Below are 15,441 nucleotides of genomic sequence, written 5' to 3'. Positions count from 1 at the left end.
TCCTACATTAAAGGCAAAGGGTGGAGGACGCTGCGGCGATGCGCGCCGCAGCGTGGGGAGATATTACAGGTTTACGTCGCGCATTGTGTTCATGTCGATCACGAAGCGGTACTTGACGTCGTTGCGTTGCAGGCGGTCGAACGCGGTGTTGATGTCCTGGATGCCGATCATTTCGCAGCTTGGCAGCACCTGGTGTTCAGCGCAGAAGTCCAGCAGCTCCTGGATACCCTGGATACCACCGATGAGCGAACCGGCCAGGGTGCGGTTATTGCGGATCAACAAGCCACCATGGATGGGCTCCAGTGGTTCGATGGCGCCAACCAGGACCATGACGCCTTCGCGGCCCAGCAGCATCAGGTAAGGGTTGACGTTGTGGCGGCTAGGGATGGTGTCGATGATGAATTCGAACGTATTGGCTGCCGCCGCCATCGCCGCCGCATCGTTGGACAGCAGCACATGATTGGCACCCAGGGCGCGGGCGTCGTCAGCCTTGCCGGGTGAGGTGGTGATTACGGTGACGTCAGCACCCAGGGCAACGGCCAGCTTCACGGCCATGTGGCCGAGCCCGCCAAGGCCGACGACCGCGATTTTCGAGCCCTTGCCTACACCGTAACGGCGCATAGGCGTCCACACGGTGATGCCGGCGCACAGCAAGGGGGCGGCAAAGCGTGGGTCGAGACTTTCGGGCATGCGCAGAACGAACTGCTCGCGGACCACGATATGTTGGGAATAACCACCGTAGGTGATCTCGCCGGTCTGGCGATCCTTGCCGTTGTAGGTGGTCGTCGGCCCGTGGACACAGAGTTGTTCCTGGTGTTCGGTGCAAGGAGCACACTGCAGGCAGCTGTCGACCTGGCAGCCTACAGCGACCCGGTCGCCGACCTTGTAGCGGCTGACATCGCTGCCAACGGCAGTGACGTGACCGACGATTTCGTGGCCGGGTACGCAAGGATAAACCGTGTTGTTCCAGTCGTTGTGGACCTGGTGGGCATCGGAGTGGCAGACGCCGCAATAGGCGATATCGATGGCGACGTCATCGGGGCGCAAGGCGCGGCGATCGAATCGGAATGGCGTAAGGGGCCCGTGGGCTTCGTGTGCGGCAAATCCTAGGCAAGTGGTGGTCATGGGCGAATCCTGAGAATGATCAAACAAGTACCCCGACAAGCGTCGGGGTACAGGCTACAGGGGGGTTAGATCGAAGGGCGCAACCAAGGCGCCGGTACCTTTTCAGGCGAGGCGATCTGGTTGACGATCCACTTGCCCATGCGACGCAGTGGCTCGATCGAGTCCTGCGGGCCGGCCCATTTCAGACCTGCCGCGTAGCCCAGCGAAACGATGCGCTGAGCACCGTACAGCGGCAGGATGTCCTTGATTTCGTCCTTGACGCTTTCCGGGTAGACGCCGACGGTCTGGGTGTAGGCATCCACCGCATCCATCATCTCGTGCAGCTCATCTACCGGCACCAGGTTGGCGGTGCGGTCGTCGAGCTTGGTGGCAAAGGATACCGACTCAGGAATTTGCGAGCAGATAACCGCGCCTTCGCCGTCCTGGCCACCAATCACCTTGTACCACTCATCGTCCAGGCGCAGTGCGTCGACTTCGGCCTTCAGGCCCTGGTCATAGCGCTTAGGCTGGGTGCTGAGGGTGTTAGGCAGGGTCTGCATGGCGTCGTAGACATAACCGCCGAACTTGTTCAGGTTCGCAAGGCCAGCCTCATCAGTGCCGCTCTGCACGTAGACCACTCGGGCACATACGCAGGCTTTCTGGTTCAGCGCGCCGATATCGCTGGCCAGACGCACGGCGGCTTCGCGCATGGTCTCTTCGCTTTCAAAGGTGCCCTTGCCCAGGATACTGGCGCTGCGCTTAGGGTCCAGGGAGATCAGTTCCAGGCCTGGCTGGATGTAGCGGGTGACGTGCTTCATCGAGTTGAAGCCGCCCCAAGCCACGATCTTCTCGAGGTTCTGTGGCTGGTACAGGCGTTCTTCGAAGGCCTGGTCACCGCCTTTCCAGTAAGCGACGCTGAGGTGTTTGGTCAGCGGGTGGTCCGGTGCCATCTCGACCATGGTGCGGGCAATGGCCAGCGCGGTGAACGGGTCGTTGGACGGCGCCTTGATGATCGCATCGCTGCGCAGCACCATGTTGCGCAGGATGGTCAGCAGGGACAGGCCAGTCGCGTTACCCGCAACGATATGCAGTGTGCGTGCGCCGAAGCAGCGTACTTCAAGGTCTGTGCCGTCGAGCAGGCGATGGTTGACCCAGCCTTCCAGGTATTTGACGCCTACCGAGTTCTCCACCTGTTCGGTGACCGATTCACGGGTGAGCATGTGGCGCAGACCCATGTAGCTGCCCTTGACCATGGTCGGGGTGACCGGTGCAGTCAGGTAGGACAGCTCGCAGGCTTCTTGCAGGTAGATGTTTTTGTCGAACTCCAGGCGCTCACCCAGCTCTTCGCAGTAGTCCAGGATGTCCTTGAACTTCAGCGTGTACAGGTCGGCCAGCTTCGCCGGGTTACCCAGCGGCAGTTGGTCGAGGTACTTGTGCGCATCCGGGGTCTGGAAAACCAGGTCGCCGCCACGGCCACCTACGTCGATCAGGTTATCGGTAATAACTTTGCCGCGGATGATCATCGGCGCAATAGGTTTGCTCACGGGGTTAGCCCTCTAATGTGTTCAGGAAATCCATCGCCTGACGATGGGAGTCTTCTGTTGCTGCACAGGTGATCTTGTCGTCACCACCATTGAGTTCGCTGTAGCGCTGGATCGGCCCGACTACGTAGGCGCTCGGCCGGCCGCAGGAGCATGGCTTGTCCCATTCGACGGTGATTTCATCGCCGGTGATAAAGCCGCCCCAACGAATCTCTGCGCCGAGGTCGAAGAACGCTGCGCGACCGGTTACGCGGCCAGTGCGTGGCAGCGGCTTGCTGGTTTCCGGGTCGAGCAGGTAAGGGATGACGGTAGGGGCAAAGTGGAAGTGGCCCGCTTCACATTTGGTATGGGCGCCGCCAACGATTTCCGACATGGCGTAGGATTCGTTTAGAACCTTGGCACCGGTGAAGCGCAGTACGTCTTCACGCCAGCCTTCAGGTTGCACCACACCCTTGCCACCGCCAGCGGTGTGCACGTAAGAGTCAGGGTGGAAGACACCTTCCAAGCCGCGCTCAAGGCCGGCCTTGGCCATGCTGTGCAGCAGGTTCCAGGTCGCGCCGATGTAAACGCGCTGGCCCGCGAGTTCGGTGGACATATGATCGAAGAAGGTTGCCAGGTGCTGAGGCATTTCGGCCTGCAACTGGTCGAACGCTTTCTTCTTCTCCAGCAGTTCCGGGCTGATCACCAGGCGATCGAGGGTACCCTTGGACTGCGCCGCGCGCAGCTTGGCGCCCAGGTGCAGCACGTCGGTGCTCAGGGTGGTCGGGTAGGCCGCGTGGAAATGCGACTCGTCCGGCAGCAGGGCTGGAATCATGGCGGCGTGGACACGCACATGGCTCAGGTAGCCTTTGCGGTAGTACGGGTAAATCGTGTGCAGGTTAGGCTCTGGAGTATCCGGGCCTTCCATGTTCCACACACTGATCTTGCGCAGTTGAGCGAATTTTTCCCACTCATGTACGCCTTGGGGCAGGAACGACAGGGTGCCCGAAGTGCCCGAAGTGTGGCTGATGCGCAGTTGCGGCACGCCTTCGTCCATGGTTTCGAACCACTCGTCCAGGCCCTGGCAATGGCTGACGTTGACCGCTGCGATGGCTTCGGCAACCTCGGGTACTACCAGTTTGCCCAGCCACTTGTTGATCTGGCTGAAGCTACGCTTTTCCAGCAGTGATGGCGGGTAGGACTTGTAAACGGTGTGTTCGAACAGCAGGGGTACCACGTCGTCCAGTTGCTCGATGGTGTCCACGCCTTGGGCGTCGGCGAGTTTCTGCAGGACTGGAATCCGGTTGCGAAGTTCTTCGAAGCGTTGCTTCAGGCCGTTAATCTGCAGCGCGTCGATTTCGGCGCGGGGCATATTGTTCCAGGCCTGCTGGGAGTAGTTGACCAATTCTGCCGGGTTGTTCAGCAGCTGCTGGGTTTTTTGTTCTATCGACAGTTGTGCAGTGGGCATTTTATGGCTCGCTGTTCACTCGTGAAAACCGGCGGGGCCGGAGTTGGGTGTGAATCCAGTATGGGTCTGCGGCCTTGGATTTTGTTCCGGATTGCGGGGTGACTATTTGTTTGTCTAAATTGTTGAAAAATAACAAGAAAAACTTAAATTTCGCTTCGCTGGCACAGCATGTTCCGTATTCCTGGTGAGAGGTCGGCTTCAGGTGGGCGAGGGGTATCGCGAAACGGCAGGTATAGAGCACACAAGACTCGCTGACTAAGCAGGCTGGCTCGGTCATACTTCAGGTGGCTGCGCGGCGGGTCTGTCACCGTCGCATTGGGCAGCACTCTGGAGAGGACACCGTGATTAAACCCAACAATGACAAACAAGGCGTGCAGGTGGAAATTCCTGCCCAGCCTCGTAAGGAGCCACGCCAGGCACGCTCGATCGCGCTGGTCACGGCCGTGAAGCAAACCGGCCGGCAAATTCTCGAAAGTGAAGGGCGGGAAGCCTTGAACGCCATGCGCCTGGCTGAAGACTCAGGAGTGGCGATCAGCTCGATCTATGAATACTTCCCAACGATGGAGGCGTTGATTGCGGCGATTTTTGATGATTATCGGGCTGAGGCGCGTACCGAGCTGTACACCGACATCATGACGATGGCGCCTGGGGCTACGTTGCTGGATGGGATATTGCTGACGTTGAAGGTTGTATTGGCCAGCCATTACAAGAAGACGCTGTTCGATCCTGCGTTCAGCGTGCGCTCCACCCATTATGACGAGTTGGTGCGCCTGGATGTGGTCAAGGCCAAGCAGCTCTGCAGCACCACAGCGGCTTCGGCTTTGATGACACGATTTGCCGACGAGATTCGGGTCAAGGATCTGGAGAAGGCAGAGTTTTTGGTGTACCAGACGTGGTCGGTACTGCCACGGGCCATGCTATTGGAAAGACCGTGCTACCTCACTGACGAGGACACGCCCAAGTTGCTGGCACGCATGCTTCACGCAATGTTGACCGATCCGCTGTGATGACCGGTTATCGCAATCGTTGTAGGAGCCGGCTTTAGCCGCGATGAACGCGCCGCGGTCTATCAGACAGACCGCGGCGTGTTCATCGCGAGCAAGCTCTGCTCCCACAGGAGGCGCCGCGGTCTATCTGATAGACCGCAGCGTAGAGGTGGGTCAGATGCTCAGGCAGAGGTACTTGATTTCCAGGTAATCCTCGATGCCGTACTTGGAGCCTTCACGGCCCAGGCCCGAAGCCTTGATGCCGCCGAATGGCGCCACTTCGTTGGAGATGATGCCGGTGTTGACGCCGACGATGCCGTACTCCAACGCCTCACCCACACGGAACACACGGCTCAGGTCGCGGGCATAGAAGTAGGAGGCCAGGCCGAACTCGGTGTCGTTGGCCATGGCGATCACTTCGGCCTCGTCCTTGAAGCGGAACAGCGGCGCCAGTGGGCCGAAGGTTTCTTCCTTGGCGACAGCCGCGCTCAGCGGTACATCGACCAAGACGGTCGGCTCGAAGAAAGTCCCGCCCAACGCATGCGGTTTGCCACCGGCAACCACGCGAGCCCCTTTGCTCACGGCGTCGTCAATGTGTTCCTGGACCTTGGCCATGGCTTTGGCGTCGATCAACGGGCCTGTGGTGATGCCATTTTCCATGCCGTTGCCGATGTTCAGCTTGGCCACGGCAGCGGTGAGTTTTTCCACGAAGGCATCGTAGATACCGTCCTGGATATACAGGCGGTTGGCACAGACGCAGGTCTGGCCGTTGTTACGGTATTTGGAGACCAGCGCGCCTTCGACGGCCGCGTCCAGGTCAGCGTCATCGAACACGATGAACGGAGCGTTGCCGCCCAGCTCCAGGGAGACCTTCTTGATGTCCTTGGCGCATTCGACCATCAACTGACGGCCAATCTCAGTGGAGCCGGTGAAGGTCAGCTTGCGTACGATCGGGTTGCCAGTCAGTTCGGCACCCACTTCGCCGGCGCTGCCGGTGACGACGCTGAACACACCTTTAGGAATACCGGCGCGCTCGGCCAGTTCTGCCAGGGCCAGGGCTGAGTAAGGGGTCTGCGAAGCGGGCTTGAGGACCATGGTGCAACCGGCGGCCAGAGCCGGGCCGGCCTTGCGAGTGATCATCGCCGAAGGGAAGTTCCACGGCGTAATGGCTGCCGTGACGCCAATTGGTTGCTTGAGCACCATCAGGCGCTTGTCGACCTGATGGCCTGGGATCATGTCGCCATAAACACGCTTGGCTTCTTCACCGAACCATTCCAGGAAGGAGGCGGCGTAAGCGATTTCGCCACGGGACTCGGTCAGTGGCTTACCTTGTTCCAGGGTCATCAGGCGAGCCAGGTCTTCCTGGTTGGCCATCATCAGGTCAAACCACTTGCGCAGTCTGCCAGCGCGGTCCTTGGCGGTCAGTGCGCGCCAGGCCGGCAGTGCCTTGTCGGCGGCTTCGATGGCGCGGCGGGTCTCGGCGGCGCCCATCTTTGGCACGCTGCCGATGATCTCACCGGTGGCTGGGTTGTTGACCTTGAGGGTCTGGCCGTTGTCGGCATCTACCCATACACCGTCGATGTAGGCTTGTTGGCGGAACAATTGCGGATCATTGAATTGCACGCGAAATTCCTCTTTACCGGTTTACGACACTAGCCGCCGTTGGGGCAGGCCGGGGTTTGACGAAATGAGCGCCCGAGTTTGCCAGCTGCTCACGGACTTTGTCGACAATGTGTGCACCAATCGGGATCGCGGAGGTTGCAGCGGGCGATGGTGCATTGCATACACTGATGCTGCGCGCGGTGTTGACGAACAGGAAGTCATCGATCAGCTTGCCGTCCAGCGACACGGCCTGGGCACGGACCCCGGCCGGGTACGGGGTGAGGTCGCTTTTGACGATGCTTGGGCAATACTTCTGTACCTGCTTGAGGTAACCACCCTTGAACAGCGAGTTTCTCATCTCGATCAGGCCGGGGCGCAAGTTCTTCATCAGCACCTTGAGAATGCCTGGCGTGGTCAGGGTTTCGAAGGTATCGGCCAGCGAGATATCGGTCTTGCGATAGCCTTCGCGCTTCATGGCCAGCACCGCGTTAGGGCCGACGGTGACGGTGCCGTCGATCATGCGGGTCAGGTGCACGCCAAGGAACGGCATCGATGGATCCGGGATCGGGTAGATCAGGTGGTTGACGATCTGGTTGTGCTGCTTGGGCAGCAGGTAGTACTCGCCGCGGAACGGGCAGATGATGAAGTTGGGCTTGACCCCGAGCATGCGTACCACGCGGTCGGCCATCAGGCCAGAGCAGGTGATCAAGAAGCGCCCGTGGTGCTCCTGTTCGCCAGTGCGCACGACCACTTCATCGGGGCGCTCATCGATGGCGACCACTTCGCTGTTGTAGCGGATCTGGCCACCGGCGGCTTCGAACTCGCGGCCCATGGCAGCGGTGACCTGGGCGTAGTTCACGATGCCGCTTGAAGGTACGAAGATACCGCCCAGGCCGACGATGTTTGGCTCGCGCTCGCGCAGTTCGGCGGCCGACAGCCAGTCACGCTTGATACCGTTGGCTGCGGTGCGCTCCCACAGCGCGCTCATGCGCTGCATCTCCAGCTCGTTGGTGGCCACCAGCAGCTTGCCGCATTCGTCGTACGGGATGCTGTGTTTGTCGCAGAACGCCTTGGTGGCTTTGTTGCCTTCCAGGCAGAAGCGTGCCTTCAAGCTGCCCGGGGTGTAGTAGACACCGGCATGAATGACACCACTGTTGTGGCCAGTCTGGTGCCGGGCCGGGCCAGACTCTTTTTCCAGCAGCAGGATGGAGGCGTCTGGGTAAACCTGGGTCAGTTGCATGGCCGTGGACATGCCCACGATGCCGCCACCGATGATAATGAAGTCGTACACAGCCATTAGCTTGCACCTACCTGAATGAAATGCTTGTGGGAAACACGACGAAGGCCACGCATGGTGGCCATCGTCGGTTCAGCGCTGGGTAGGCCTTATTGGCCGCGCTGGTATAGGGTTTTCTCGTAGCTGATGTAGCCGCGCTGACGCATCAGCTCACGACGCAAGCCCTGGTGAGCCGTGAAGCGATCACGGCCGTGCAGCCAGAACATGTTGTTGACCAGCACGAAACTGCCCACCGGCACCGGGACCGACAGTGTGTTTGGGCAGCTTTCCAGGGATTCGCTCAGGGCGTTCAGCCAGATGCCTTCCTCGAAATCCTTGGGCTGCACGAATTGATCGATGTAGCGCATGGTCGGGCGGCCTACGGCGTCGTTGTCGAATACCGCATGGAATACATCTTCACGCACGTTCTTGCTCGGCGGTGCGGTGAAACGCATTTCACGGCGAGCCAATGGGTGAGTGTAGAAGTGGTTCAGATCTTCCCAGTCGTCCAGGTGCAGCAGCAGGGAATTGCCACCTTCCATGTTCTGCTCGTCGATCTTCATCATCATCACGTAGTCGGTACGCTCCTGGACGAAGGTGCCGTCGTTGTGCAACTCCATGACCCGATGGGGTTGGCGCAGGTAGCTGTCGGAGTTGTCGGTGTTGACCACTACGAAGCGTGCGTAGAACTGACCGCTCATGGCATCGAAGTTGGAGCGACCGATCAGGTGCGCAACGGCTGATGAGAGTTTGACCATTTCGTCGGCCTGGGTCACATCATCCAACCCTTCGGGCGTGACCAGCATGCCGCCGGTTGCACGGTCCAGGATCGTGTTGATCAGTACTGGGCGCAGAGTGCCGTCACACAGTTCGTCAAGGATCTGACCGACCCGAAAGCGCAGGAACGATTTGTATTCCAGCGCCTGTACTGGCCATTCGGCGACGGCCTTGACGAAGGCATCGACGGTCTCCTTGGCGAATTTCAGTTCAAGCAAACGCGGCGACTGGCGGGAAGGGGAAAGGGTGAAACCCTTGCACTCCACTGGCAGCGGCATCACAAGGTCCTGAATCTGAGTAAAGGCGTTCATGGCATTTCCTGGGCATAAGGTGGTGATTAGCGCCGTGAAGCCGGAGGGTTGGATCAGGGCGTGAGGTGAAAGTATCGCCATCACTAGAAAATGTCTACATTTTTATATTTGAACGACAAAACAAATTTTCATCGAAAGTTTTTCGACTGATAGATGTTTGGGTATGATTGGGACTTTGGCGAGCTAGGAGCTGCATCTTGAACAGCCTCACCACCAGGCCTAACGCTGCAATCAGTGGGTATGAGCGACTCAAGCGGGACATCATCCGTGGTGTTTTCAAGCCCGGTGAAAAGCTCCTCATGAGTGGGCTCAAGGAGCGCTATGATCTGGGTGTCGGCCCACTGCGCGAAGCGCTTTCGCAACTGGTGGCCGAGCATCTGGTCGTGGTGATCAGCCAGAAAGGCTACCGGGTAGCGCCCATGTCGCTACAAGAAATGCAGGACATCTACGACGCTCGCGCCAATCTGGAAGCGATGATCGTGGGCCTGGCCATCGAACGAGGCGATGACAGCTGGGAAGCTCAGATCCTGGCCCAGTCCCATACCTTGTCCAAGGTCATGGACGTGACCACTCGCGAGAAAGTCCTCGATGTCTGGGATGAGCGGCACAAGGCTTTCCACAGCGCCATTGCGGCGGGCTGTGGTTCCAAACATCTACTCCAGGCACGTACTTACCTGTTCGATCAGGCTGAGCGCTACCGTCATCTGTGGCTGACTCAAACGGTGTTCTCTGAAGAGGCGCTGGAGCTCAAGCGCAAGGAGCATGCCGCGTTGGTCGACGCGATCCTCGCGCGCGATACTGCTCAAGCCACGGCCATGATGCGCAGCCACCTGATGACCCCCGTACCCATTATTGTCGAGGTCATGAAGCGCAACGGGTGAGCCTGAACAGTGGGGGGGGCGAGGGAGCGAGAAACAAATTGACAATATATTTTTATGGTATAAGTATATTCCTAAAAAATATTACAGCGCTTTCGTAAATGCTACCCCGTGAACGTTCGGCAGGGCACTCAAAGCAGTCGATTGACGCTGTGAATTAGCCCGAGGAGCCTGAAAAAATGATGAATCTTGTAAAGAGATTCGGCGTCGTCACAGCCGTGAGCGCGTCTGTTTTCCTGGTGGCGTTAGCCGCCCATGCCGAACCCCTGGGTCAGAAAATCTACACCCAAGGAGGGAGTTCGCCCGCAGCCATGGCTTGCGCCACGTGTCATGCCGCCAATGGCATGGGCACCGGCAGCGCCGGGTTTCCGCGTCTGGCGGGCCTGCCAGCGGGGTATCTGGTCAAGCAGCTTGAGGACTTCCGCTCTGGAAAACGCGCTAACGCCGTGATGCAACCCATTGCAATGGCACTCGACGATGCCGAGGCCAAGGCTGTTGCCACCTATTTGAATGGTTTGCCTATTGCTGCTTCCAGCGCTCAGCCTGCCAAGGCGGGAAATGCTGGCAGCACCGCTGAAAAGCTGGTGAAAAAGGGTGATTGGAGTCGTGATATTCCGGCCTGTGTCGCCTGCCATAGCACGGGCAACAAAGGCGTCGGGGAGAGCTTTCCTCCCTTGGTCGGACAGTCTGGCGTGTACATCGCCGCACAGCTGAATGCGTGGCGTAATGGTACGCGCAAAAACGACCCCAACGAGTTGATGAGCCATATCGCCCGCTCGTTGAGTGACACCGAAATCAAAGACCTATCCGCCTATTTCGACACCCAGAGCGGGGAGGTAATCCAATGAACTTCCCAACAAAAATGCTGATTACTGTGGTGGTCGCAGTACCGTTGTTGGCGGCCAAGACATGGTACGAAGAGCGTGACATGCCATCGATGGTGGCGACTGCACAGGCACAGCCGAAAGCGGACGGGGCTGCCAACGATTCTGCGGCGCCGGCCAAGCCATCCAGCACTTCATTTACGCCACCCAATGAGTCGCAACTGCCAGACAACGCCTTTGGTGAGTTGGTGCTCGAGGGGCGAGATATTTTCGTCAATACCCAACAGAATGCCGCAGGCTTTGTGGGTAACGGCCTCAACTGCAGCAACTGTCACCTGGATGAAGGTCGAAAAGCGGGCTCGGCGCCACTGTGGGGTGCGTATGGCATGTATCCGGCCTATCGCAAGAAAAACAACAAGGTCAATACCTTCACCGAGCGTATGCAGGGTTGCTTTGAGTTCAGCATGAACGGCAAGGCGCCGCCCAGCGACAGTCATGTGATGAAAGCGCTCGGCACCTATGCCTATTGGTTGGCGAGCCAGGCGCCTGTGGGGCAGGACCTGCCAGGGCGTCTTTACCCCGTGATTGCTGCGCCTGAAAAAGGCTACGACCTGGTCAAAGGCAAACAGATTTATGCCGCACAATGCGCCATTTGCCATGGTGGGGAAGGGCAGGGCCAGAAGTCCGCTGGCAAATTCGTGTTTCCACCGCTTTGGGGCAAAGACTCGTATAACTGGGGCGCGGGCATGCATCGCATCAATACGGCCGCAGGTTTTATCAAGCAAAACATGCCGCTAGGCAAGGGCGGTTCGCTTACCGATGACGAGGCCTGGCATGTAGCCGCCTACATCAACAGTCATGAAAGACCACAGGATCCCCGCCTGGTGGAAGGCTCCGTTGAAAAGACCCGCAAGAAATACCACGAAGGCGATGGCGTGAACTTGTACGGTGAATCCGTCAATGGTGTGCTGCTGGGGCAAGGTATCAAGTAACTGTCTGTATCGAGCGGGCCAGCGTTGGCCCGCTTCTTTTCCCCCTATGCGCTCGCACTGTCATCACTGCCATGCGGTTGATCGTAAAGTCGTCGGCTCGGCCTATCACGAGGTGGCGGCCAAATATGCCAATGACTCGCAGGCGCTGGCCAAGGTGACGGCCAGCATTGAGCAGAGCGGAACCGGTAAATGGGGCAACATCCCGATGCCGCCCTTCGCTCAGTTAAGCCCTGACGATTTGCAGACCATGGCGAAGTTCATCTTGCAGCAGTAGCCCCAGGCATCACGCCACTGAGCAGGGCGAATTGGCGCTTTCCACCAAGCCTTCGGCGATCTGCGCGATGTGCTCGCAAGCGCGCCAATAGCTTTGCTCGGCCAGTTCCAGTTGGTAGGCGTACTGCAGCGCTTGGTCGTCCAGCGGCGTATCACCCAACCTTGCAAGCTCGGTGGCGATGTTCTGCCATTGCGCCCGAGCGTCTTTCAGGCGGTCGACACAAAGGGATAGGTCGCTGGATTCAATCATCGTCATGGCCAGGATTTCCTTAAAGTGTTTGTATCAATGCGATGTTTGGCAATGATAGGCGCTGGCATGGGTATGCGCTGGCGAAGGGAGTCTAACAATCGAAAAATAGATAGCTAGCTTGCTAATTGATAAGGTATTTCCCATTCTCTGCAACAGTGCGTCAGGGTGACGCCGGCATGCCCTGGGGTAGGAGCCGGCTTTAGCCGCGATGAAAGCACCGCGGTTTGCCTGATGCACCGCGGTGTGCCCTCGATTGTTCAGGCTACTACCTGTAGATGCAGCGTCCCCTCCACATCCTTGACCAGGCCACTGGCGATAAACAATGGCAACAACCGCTGGTGCAGCGCAGGCTCAACGAATTCCTTCACCGCGCTAAGGTCTAGCGGTCCGCTGACCCCCATCTCAGCCTTGGTATAGGACAGCCAGGATTTTTTCAGAACCAGCAGCACGTCGCTGGCAGCTGTCAGGGCAAAGCGGCGGTGGGTGACCTGGCCACCGAAATCGAAAGTGTGGCGGTATTCATAGCCGCTCTCATCACCCTCGCTCGCGACACAACGGATGCAGGTGCATTTGCCGTCACCGAAGGCGCTGCGCAGGTAGGTGTTGAAGTCCACGACGGGCTTGAGCCCCAGGCGCTTATCGACCTCAAACAGATCCCCGGTCATTTTTTCTTCAGAACTCAACGTCAACTCCCCCGCAATCATTCGGCGTATTCAAAGCGCTGCACAATACCAGCAGGCCCACCGCTGTGTGGGCTTTTCCGACTACCAAGCAAGATGCGGGTTGACCTTGCCTGGTATTTGCGGTCTGCTGCACCCGCGCAACTGCTCCTGAAGGCCTGCGATGATTTTTTTAAAATCAAGGGGTTGCAAGCATCTTCGAATGAGTACATAATTGCGTCCATCGAAAGGGCAGAAGGGTAAAAACTTCAATCTTTTCAAGGAGATAGAGTTGAGATAAGATCTCGCTCCTGATCCAGTTGCAATGAATCTTGAAGCGTTTTTAACGGTTCAGATTTTTGAGGCCGAGTAGCAAAATGGTTATGCTGCGGATTGCAAATCCGCCTACGCCGGTTCGATTCCGACCTCGGCCTCCACTATTAGAAACCCCGTAGATTAACGTCTACGGGGTTTTTTCTTGTCTGTCCGAAAATGGCAAAGTCCCAAAACTTTTAGGGGTGAGTCCCAAAACTCTCTCATTTTGAGGGTTTCGCGATCGCGCCGACCTGACTGCCCAGGCCTGCGACCATCAGCTCTACAGTCTCAAGCGCTCCACGGTGCGGGCCAGCGTGCTGCAAATGCAGATCGACGATCCAAGCGCTCTACAACACCATGCTCGACACGCTGTTGGGGCGGGATCTGCGCCGGGCGGTCGGCAAGCAACTGGATGTGCTGGGGCGGATCGTCGGCCAGGGCCGCGAGGTGGTGAGCCGTAGTGAAGCCCAATGGCTGCGCGCGGACGATGTCCTTGGCTCGCCCGATAACGCGCCGGTCTGGCTGGCGGGCGTTCCCTCGTTCGACAAGCGCCGAGCTGACGATGATGAGTTCCGCCTGCGCATCTACGGCAAAATCGCCAAAAACGCCACCAAACACGGCTCATTCCGGAAGTGCTGTGGTTTGTGCGCCAGGCTTTTGGCATTGACTGCGGCCTGCAGTGCATTAGCCCGCTGGAAGGCGTTTTGCTGGTGCGGGACAAAATTCCGCGCTATCTACATCTACTCCAGGAGCTGACCAGCGTGTTCAATAGCCCCGCAGACGCAGGGCTATTTATTTTTAACTTACGATTCATTCAGCGCGGATGCTCACTCACATACTCTTTGAGCGCCTGATCAAGCCGTGTTTGCCAGCCACTTCCGCTCGCCCTGAAGTAGTCCACCACCTCCGGCGACAGGCGTAGCGACACGCGCTCCTTGACGGGAGTTTTCTGTGGGCCACGCTCACCGCGACGGCGCACTGTCGCCTGGTCGAAAAAAGCATCTACGGCACTTGGATCATTCGGATCGTAACGATCGTCAGCATCATGCTCCACCGGTTTATCGGTAGCGGCTTCGTGCTTAACGCGATCCCAGTCAGTCTTGTTGGAGGCTTGCATAGCGTTTCCTCTCCTGTTTCGATGCGCGACGCAGTGAAATAGCTCGAATATCCTGGCCGCGCTCTACGTACACCAGTACGAGAACCACGATCTTCGTCCTGACGAAGCGAGCAGAGCGTAATTTTATTCGGCGCGTCATACACCAAGTCGGCATCTGCCAAATCCAGCCCATGCTTCACGAGGTTGGATTGGCGCTTGGTTTCGTCATAGATGATCATGGCTTTTATCGTGCGTACAAAAAAATAATCAGGCAAGGGTATTGACGCCCCGGCTACCTTGCTGCATCCACTTAAGGCTCAAGTCCTGAGCTTTCAAGAGGAGGACCAGGATTCCCACTTATAGGTGGAGTAAAAATCAAACTCACGACCGCCGATGGCGGTTTTTTTTCGACTGGAGAAACCTGCATGGCAAACGTTGATCGCCCCCTATCACCGGTGTTTTTGCGGCTGACGCGCAATCCATCGTCCTCGCTAACCCGGTACCGGGAGTCTCCTATCGTGATCCAGTGAGTGGCACCAGCACCATCGGTCTAGGCTGGCCCTTTCAACGGCTGGTGAACTCTGCCGAGTTTAACGAGGTGATGTTTCGGATCACGTCGCTGTTGGATGTTGTGAATAGGACTGCTGGCCTGGCATGGTCAGAAGAAGTCAATTAGACAGTTCTCCGGCTTGGCTGCTGGTGCTGATGTGGGGGATGTGAAAGCCGTAGCCACCGAGGAACCGCCATTCGGTTGGGGTCAACGGCCGGATAAGAGTGTTGACAGGCCGCGCTTCGCAGAATACCTTCCGCTCGTCGTTGCTCATTCAGCGATACAGGATTGGCGTCCTGTGAGGTACAGGAGTGGATGCACAAGCCGCTAAGAGCGGTTTTTTTGTGTCCGCAGCATGGTTCACCCGTTATGGGCGGGCCGTGCGTGGGAGCCTTCGGGCTCGCCGGATCCTGTAGCCGGTACGCCAACCCGCACGGTTCCGCTCACCCATATTGGCGTAGCTGAACTTGAGGCGCTGAGTCGACATTCTGTTCCGCAACCATAACCAATAAACACGCCCGATCTTTTTTCAGGCAGATGAGAGAGCAGTTCGTCACGCG

Annotated in this window: 14 protein-coding genes, 1 tRNA gene and 1 pseudogene; 7 read left to right on the top strand and 9 right to left on the bottom strand. The window is 58.1% G+C overall.

Annotated elements, in window-relative coordinates; translation table 11 throughout:
• Nucleotides 1-63 precede the first annotated feature (63 nt).
• The 3 genes from AC3IX4_RS16745 to AC3IX4_RS16735 all read right to left on the bottom strand — a co-directional run bounded on the left by AC3IX4_RS16745 (nucleotide 64) and on the right by AC3IX4_RS16735 (nucleotide 4,092).
• Entirely contained in the window at nucleotides 64-1,125 is a 1,062-nt protein-coding gene (locus AC3IX4_RS16745; RefSeq protein ID WP_489256538.1) for an NAD(P)-dependent alcohol dehydrogenase, read from the bottom strand.
• A 65-nt stretch (nucleotides 1,126-1,190) separates the two neighbouring features.
• The gene (locus AC3IX4_RS16740) at nucleotides 1,191-2,648 is read right to left on the bottom strand and encodes an acyl-CoA reductase (protein WP_489256537.1); all 1,458 of its coding nucleotides are present in this window, start codon (nucleotides 2,646-2,648) and stop codon (nucleotides 1,191-1,193) included.
• A 4-nt stretch (nucleotides 2,649-2,652) separates the two neighbouring features.
• A complete protein-coding gene (locus AC3IX4_RS16735; protein ID WP_489256536.1) occupies nucleotides 2,653-4,092 on the bottom strand; it encodes a phenylacetate--CoA ligase family protein in 1,440 nt (479 codons plus the stop codon).
• Between the two features lie 341 nt (nucleotides 4,093-4,433).
• Between AC3IX4_RS16735 and AC3IX4_RS16730 the strand changes: the two genes are divergently transcribed.
• Complete coding sequence (locus AC3IX4_RS16730; protein WP_489256535.1) at nucleotides 4,434-5,099, top strand: TetR/AcrR family transcriptional regulator; 666 nt, start codon at nucleotides 4,434-4,436, stop codon at nucleotides 5,097-5,099.
• 153 nt (nucleotides 5,100-5,252) lie between these two features.
• On the opposite strand, the gene gabD is transcribed toward AC3IX4_RS16730, so the two are convergent.
• The 3 genes from gabD to glaH form a co-directional block, all read right to left on the bottom strand.
• Nucleotides 5,253-6,701 (bottom strand): NADP-dependent succinate-semialdehyde dehydrogenase, encoded by a 1,449-nt coding sequence (gene gabD, locus AC3IX4_RS16725; RefSeq protein ID WP_489256534.1) that lies wholly within the window; start codon nucleotides 6,699-6,701, stop codon nucleotides 5,253-5,255.
• A gap of 13 nt (nucleotides 6,702-6,714) precedes the next feature.
• Complete coding sequence (gene lhgO / locus AC3IX4_RS16720) at nucleotides 6,715-7,971, bottom strand: L-2-hydroxyglutarate oxidase (RefSeq protein WP_489261306.1); 1,257 nt, start codon at nucleotides 7,969-7,971, stop codon at nucleotides 6,715-6,717.
• A 95-nt stretch (nucleotides 7,972-8,066) separates the two neighbouring features.
• Entirely contained in the window at nucleotides 8,067-9,044 is a 978-nt protein-coding gene (gene glaH, locus AC3IX4_RS16715) for a glutarate dioxygenase GlaH (RefSeq protein WP_489256533.1), read from the bottom strand.
• Between the two features lie 197 nt (nucleotides 9,045-9,241).
• On the opposite strand from glaH, the gene csiR reads away from it, so the two are divergent.
• From csiR to AC3IX4_RS16695, 4 genes and pseudogenes are all read left to right on the top strand, one after another.
• The gene (gene csiR / locus AC3IX4_RS16710) at nucleotides 9,242-9,925 is read left to right on the top strand and encodes a DNA-binding transcriptional regulator CsiR (protein ID WP_489256532.1); all 684 of its coding nucleotides are present in this window, start codon (nucleotides 9,242-9,244) and stop codon (nucleotides 9,923-9,925) included.
• A gap of 179 nt (nucleotides 9,926-10,104) precedes the next feature.
• Entirely contained in the window at nucleotides 10,105-10,770 is a 666-nt protein-coding gene (locus tag AC3IX4_RS16705; RefSeq protein WP_489261305.1) for a c-type cytochrome, read from the top strand.
• Nucleotides 10,767-11,738 (top strand): c-type cytochrome, encoded by a 972-nt coding sequence (locus AC3IX4_RS16700; RefSeq protein ID WP_489256531.1) that lies wholly within the window; start codon nucleotides 10,767-10,769, stop codon nucleotides 11,736-11,738. Before AC3IX4_RS16705 ends, AC3IX4_RS16700 begins: the two co-directional genes overlap by 4 nt.
• A gap of 58 nt (nucleotides 11,739-11,796) precedes the next feature.
• Nucleotides 11,797-12,012: pseudogene (locus AC3IX4_RS16695) on the top strand (c-type cytochrome); the annotation flags it as partial.
• Between the two features lie 9 nt (nucleotides 12,013-12,021).
• On the opposite strand, the gene AC3IX4_RS16690 reads toward AC3IX4_RS16695, so the two are convergent.
• Both AC3IX4_RS16690 and AC3IX4_RS16685 read right to left on the bottom strand, forming a co-directional pair.
• Nucleotides 12,022-12,267, bottom strand: coding sequence for a hypothetical protein (locus AC3IX4_RS16690; RefSeq protein WP_489256530.1), 246 nt, complete (start codon nucleotides 12,265-12,267; stop codon nucleotides 12,022-12,024).
• Nucleotides 12,268-12,518: 251 nt separating this feature from the next.
• Nucleotides 12,519-12,944, bottom strand: a complete 426-nt coding sequence (locus AC3IX4_RS16685; RefSeq protein ID WP_489256529.1) for a hypothetical protein — start codon at nucleotides 12,942-12,944, stop codon at nucleotides 12,519-12,521.
• 339 nt (nucleotides 12,945-13,283) lie between these two features.
• On the opposite strand from AC3IX4_RS16685, the gene AC3IX4_RS16680 reads away from it, so the two are divergent.
• Together AC3IX4_RS16680 and AC3IX4_RS16675 are read left to right on the top strand one after the other, a co-directional pair.
• Nucleotides 13,284-13,357, top strand: a tRNA-Cys gene (locus AC3IX4_RS16680).
• 235 nt (nucleotides 13,358-13,592) lie between these two features.
• Entirely contained in the window at nucleotides 13,593-13,991 is a 399-nt protein-coding gene (locus AC3IX4_RS16675; protein ID WP_489256528.1) for a hypothetical protein, read from the top strand.
• Nucleotides 13,992-14,049: 58 nt separating this feature from the next.
• On the opposite strand, the gene AC3IX4_RS16670 is transcribed toward AC3IX4_RS16675, so the two are convergent.
• Nucleotides 14,050-14,352, bottom strand: coding sequence for a BrnA antitoxin family protein (locus AC3IX4_RS16670; RefSeq protein WP_489256527.1), 303 nt, complete (start codon nucleotides 14,350-14,352; stop codon nucleotides 14,050-14,052).
• Between the last annotated feature and the right edge of the window lie 1,089 nt (nucleotides 14,353-15,441).

The sequence above is a fragment of the Pseudomonas sp. KH_021 genome (assembly GCF_057838865.1).
Note: the sequence above shows the minus strand (reverse complement) of the source record. Positions and strands in the feature narration are given on the sequence as shown.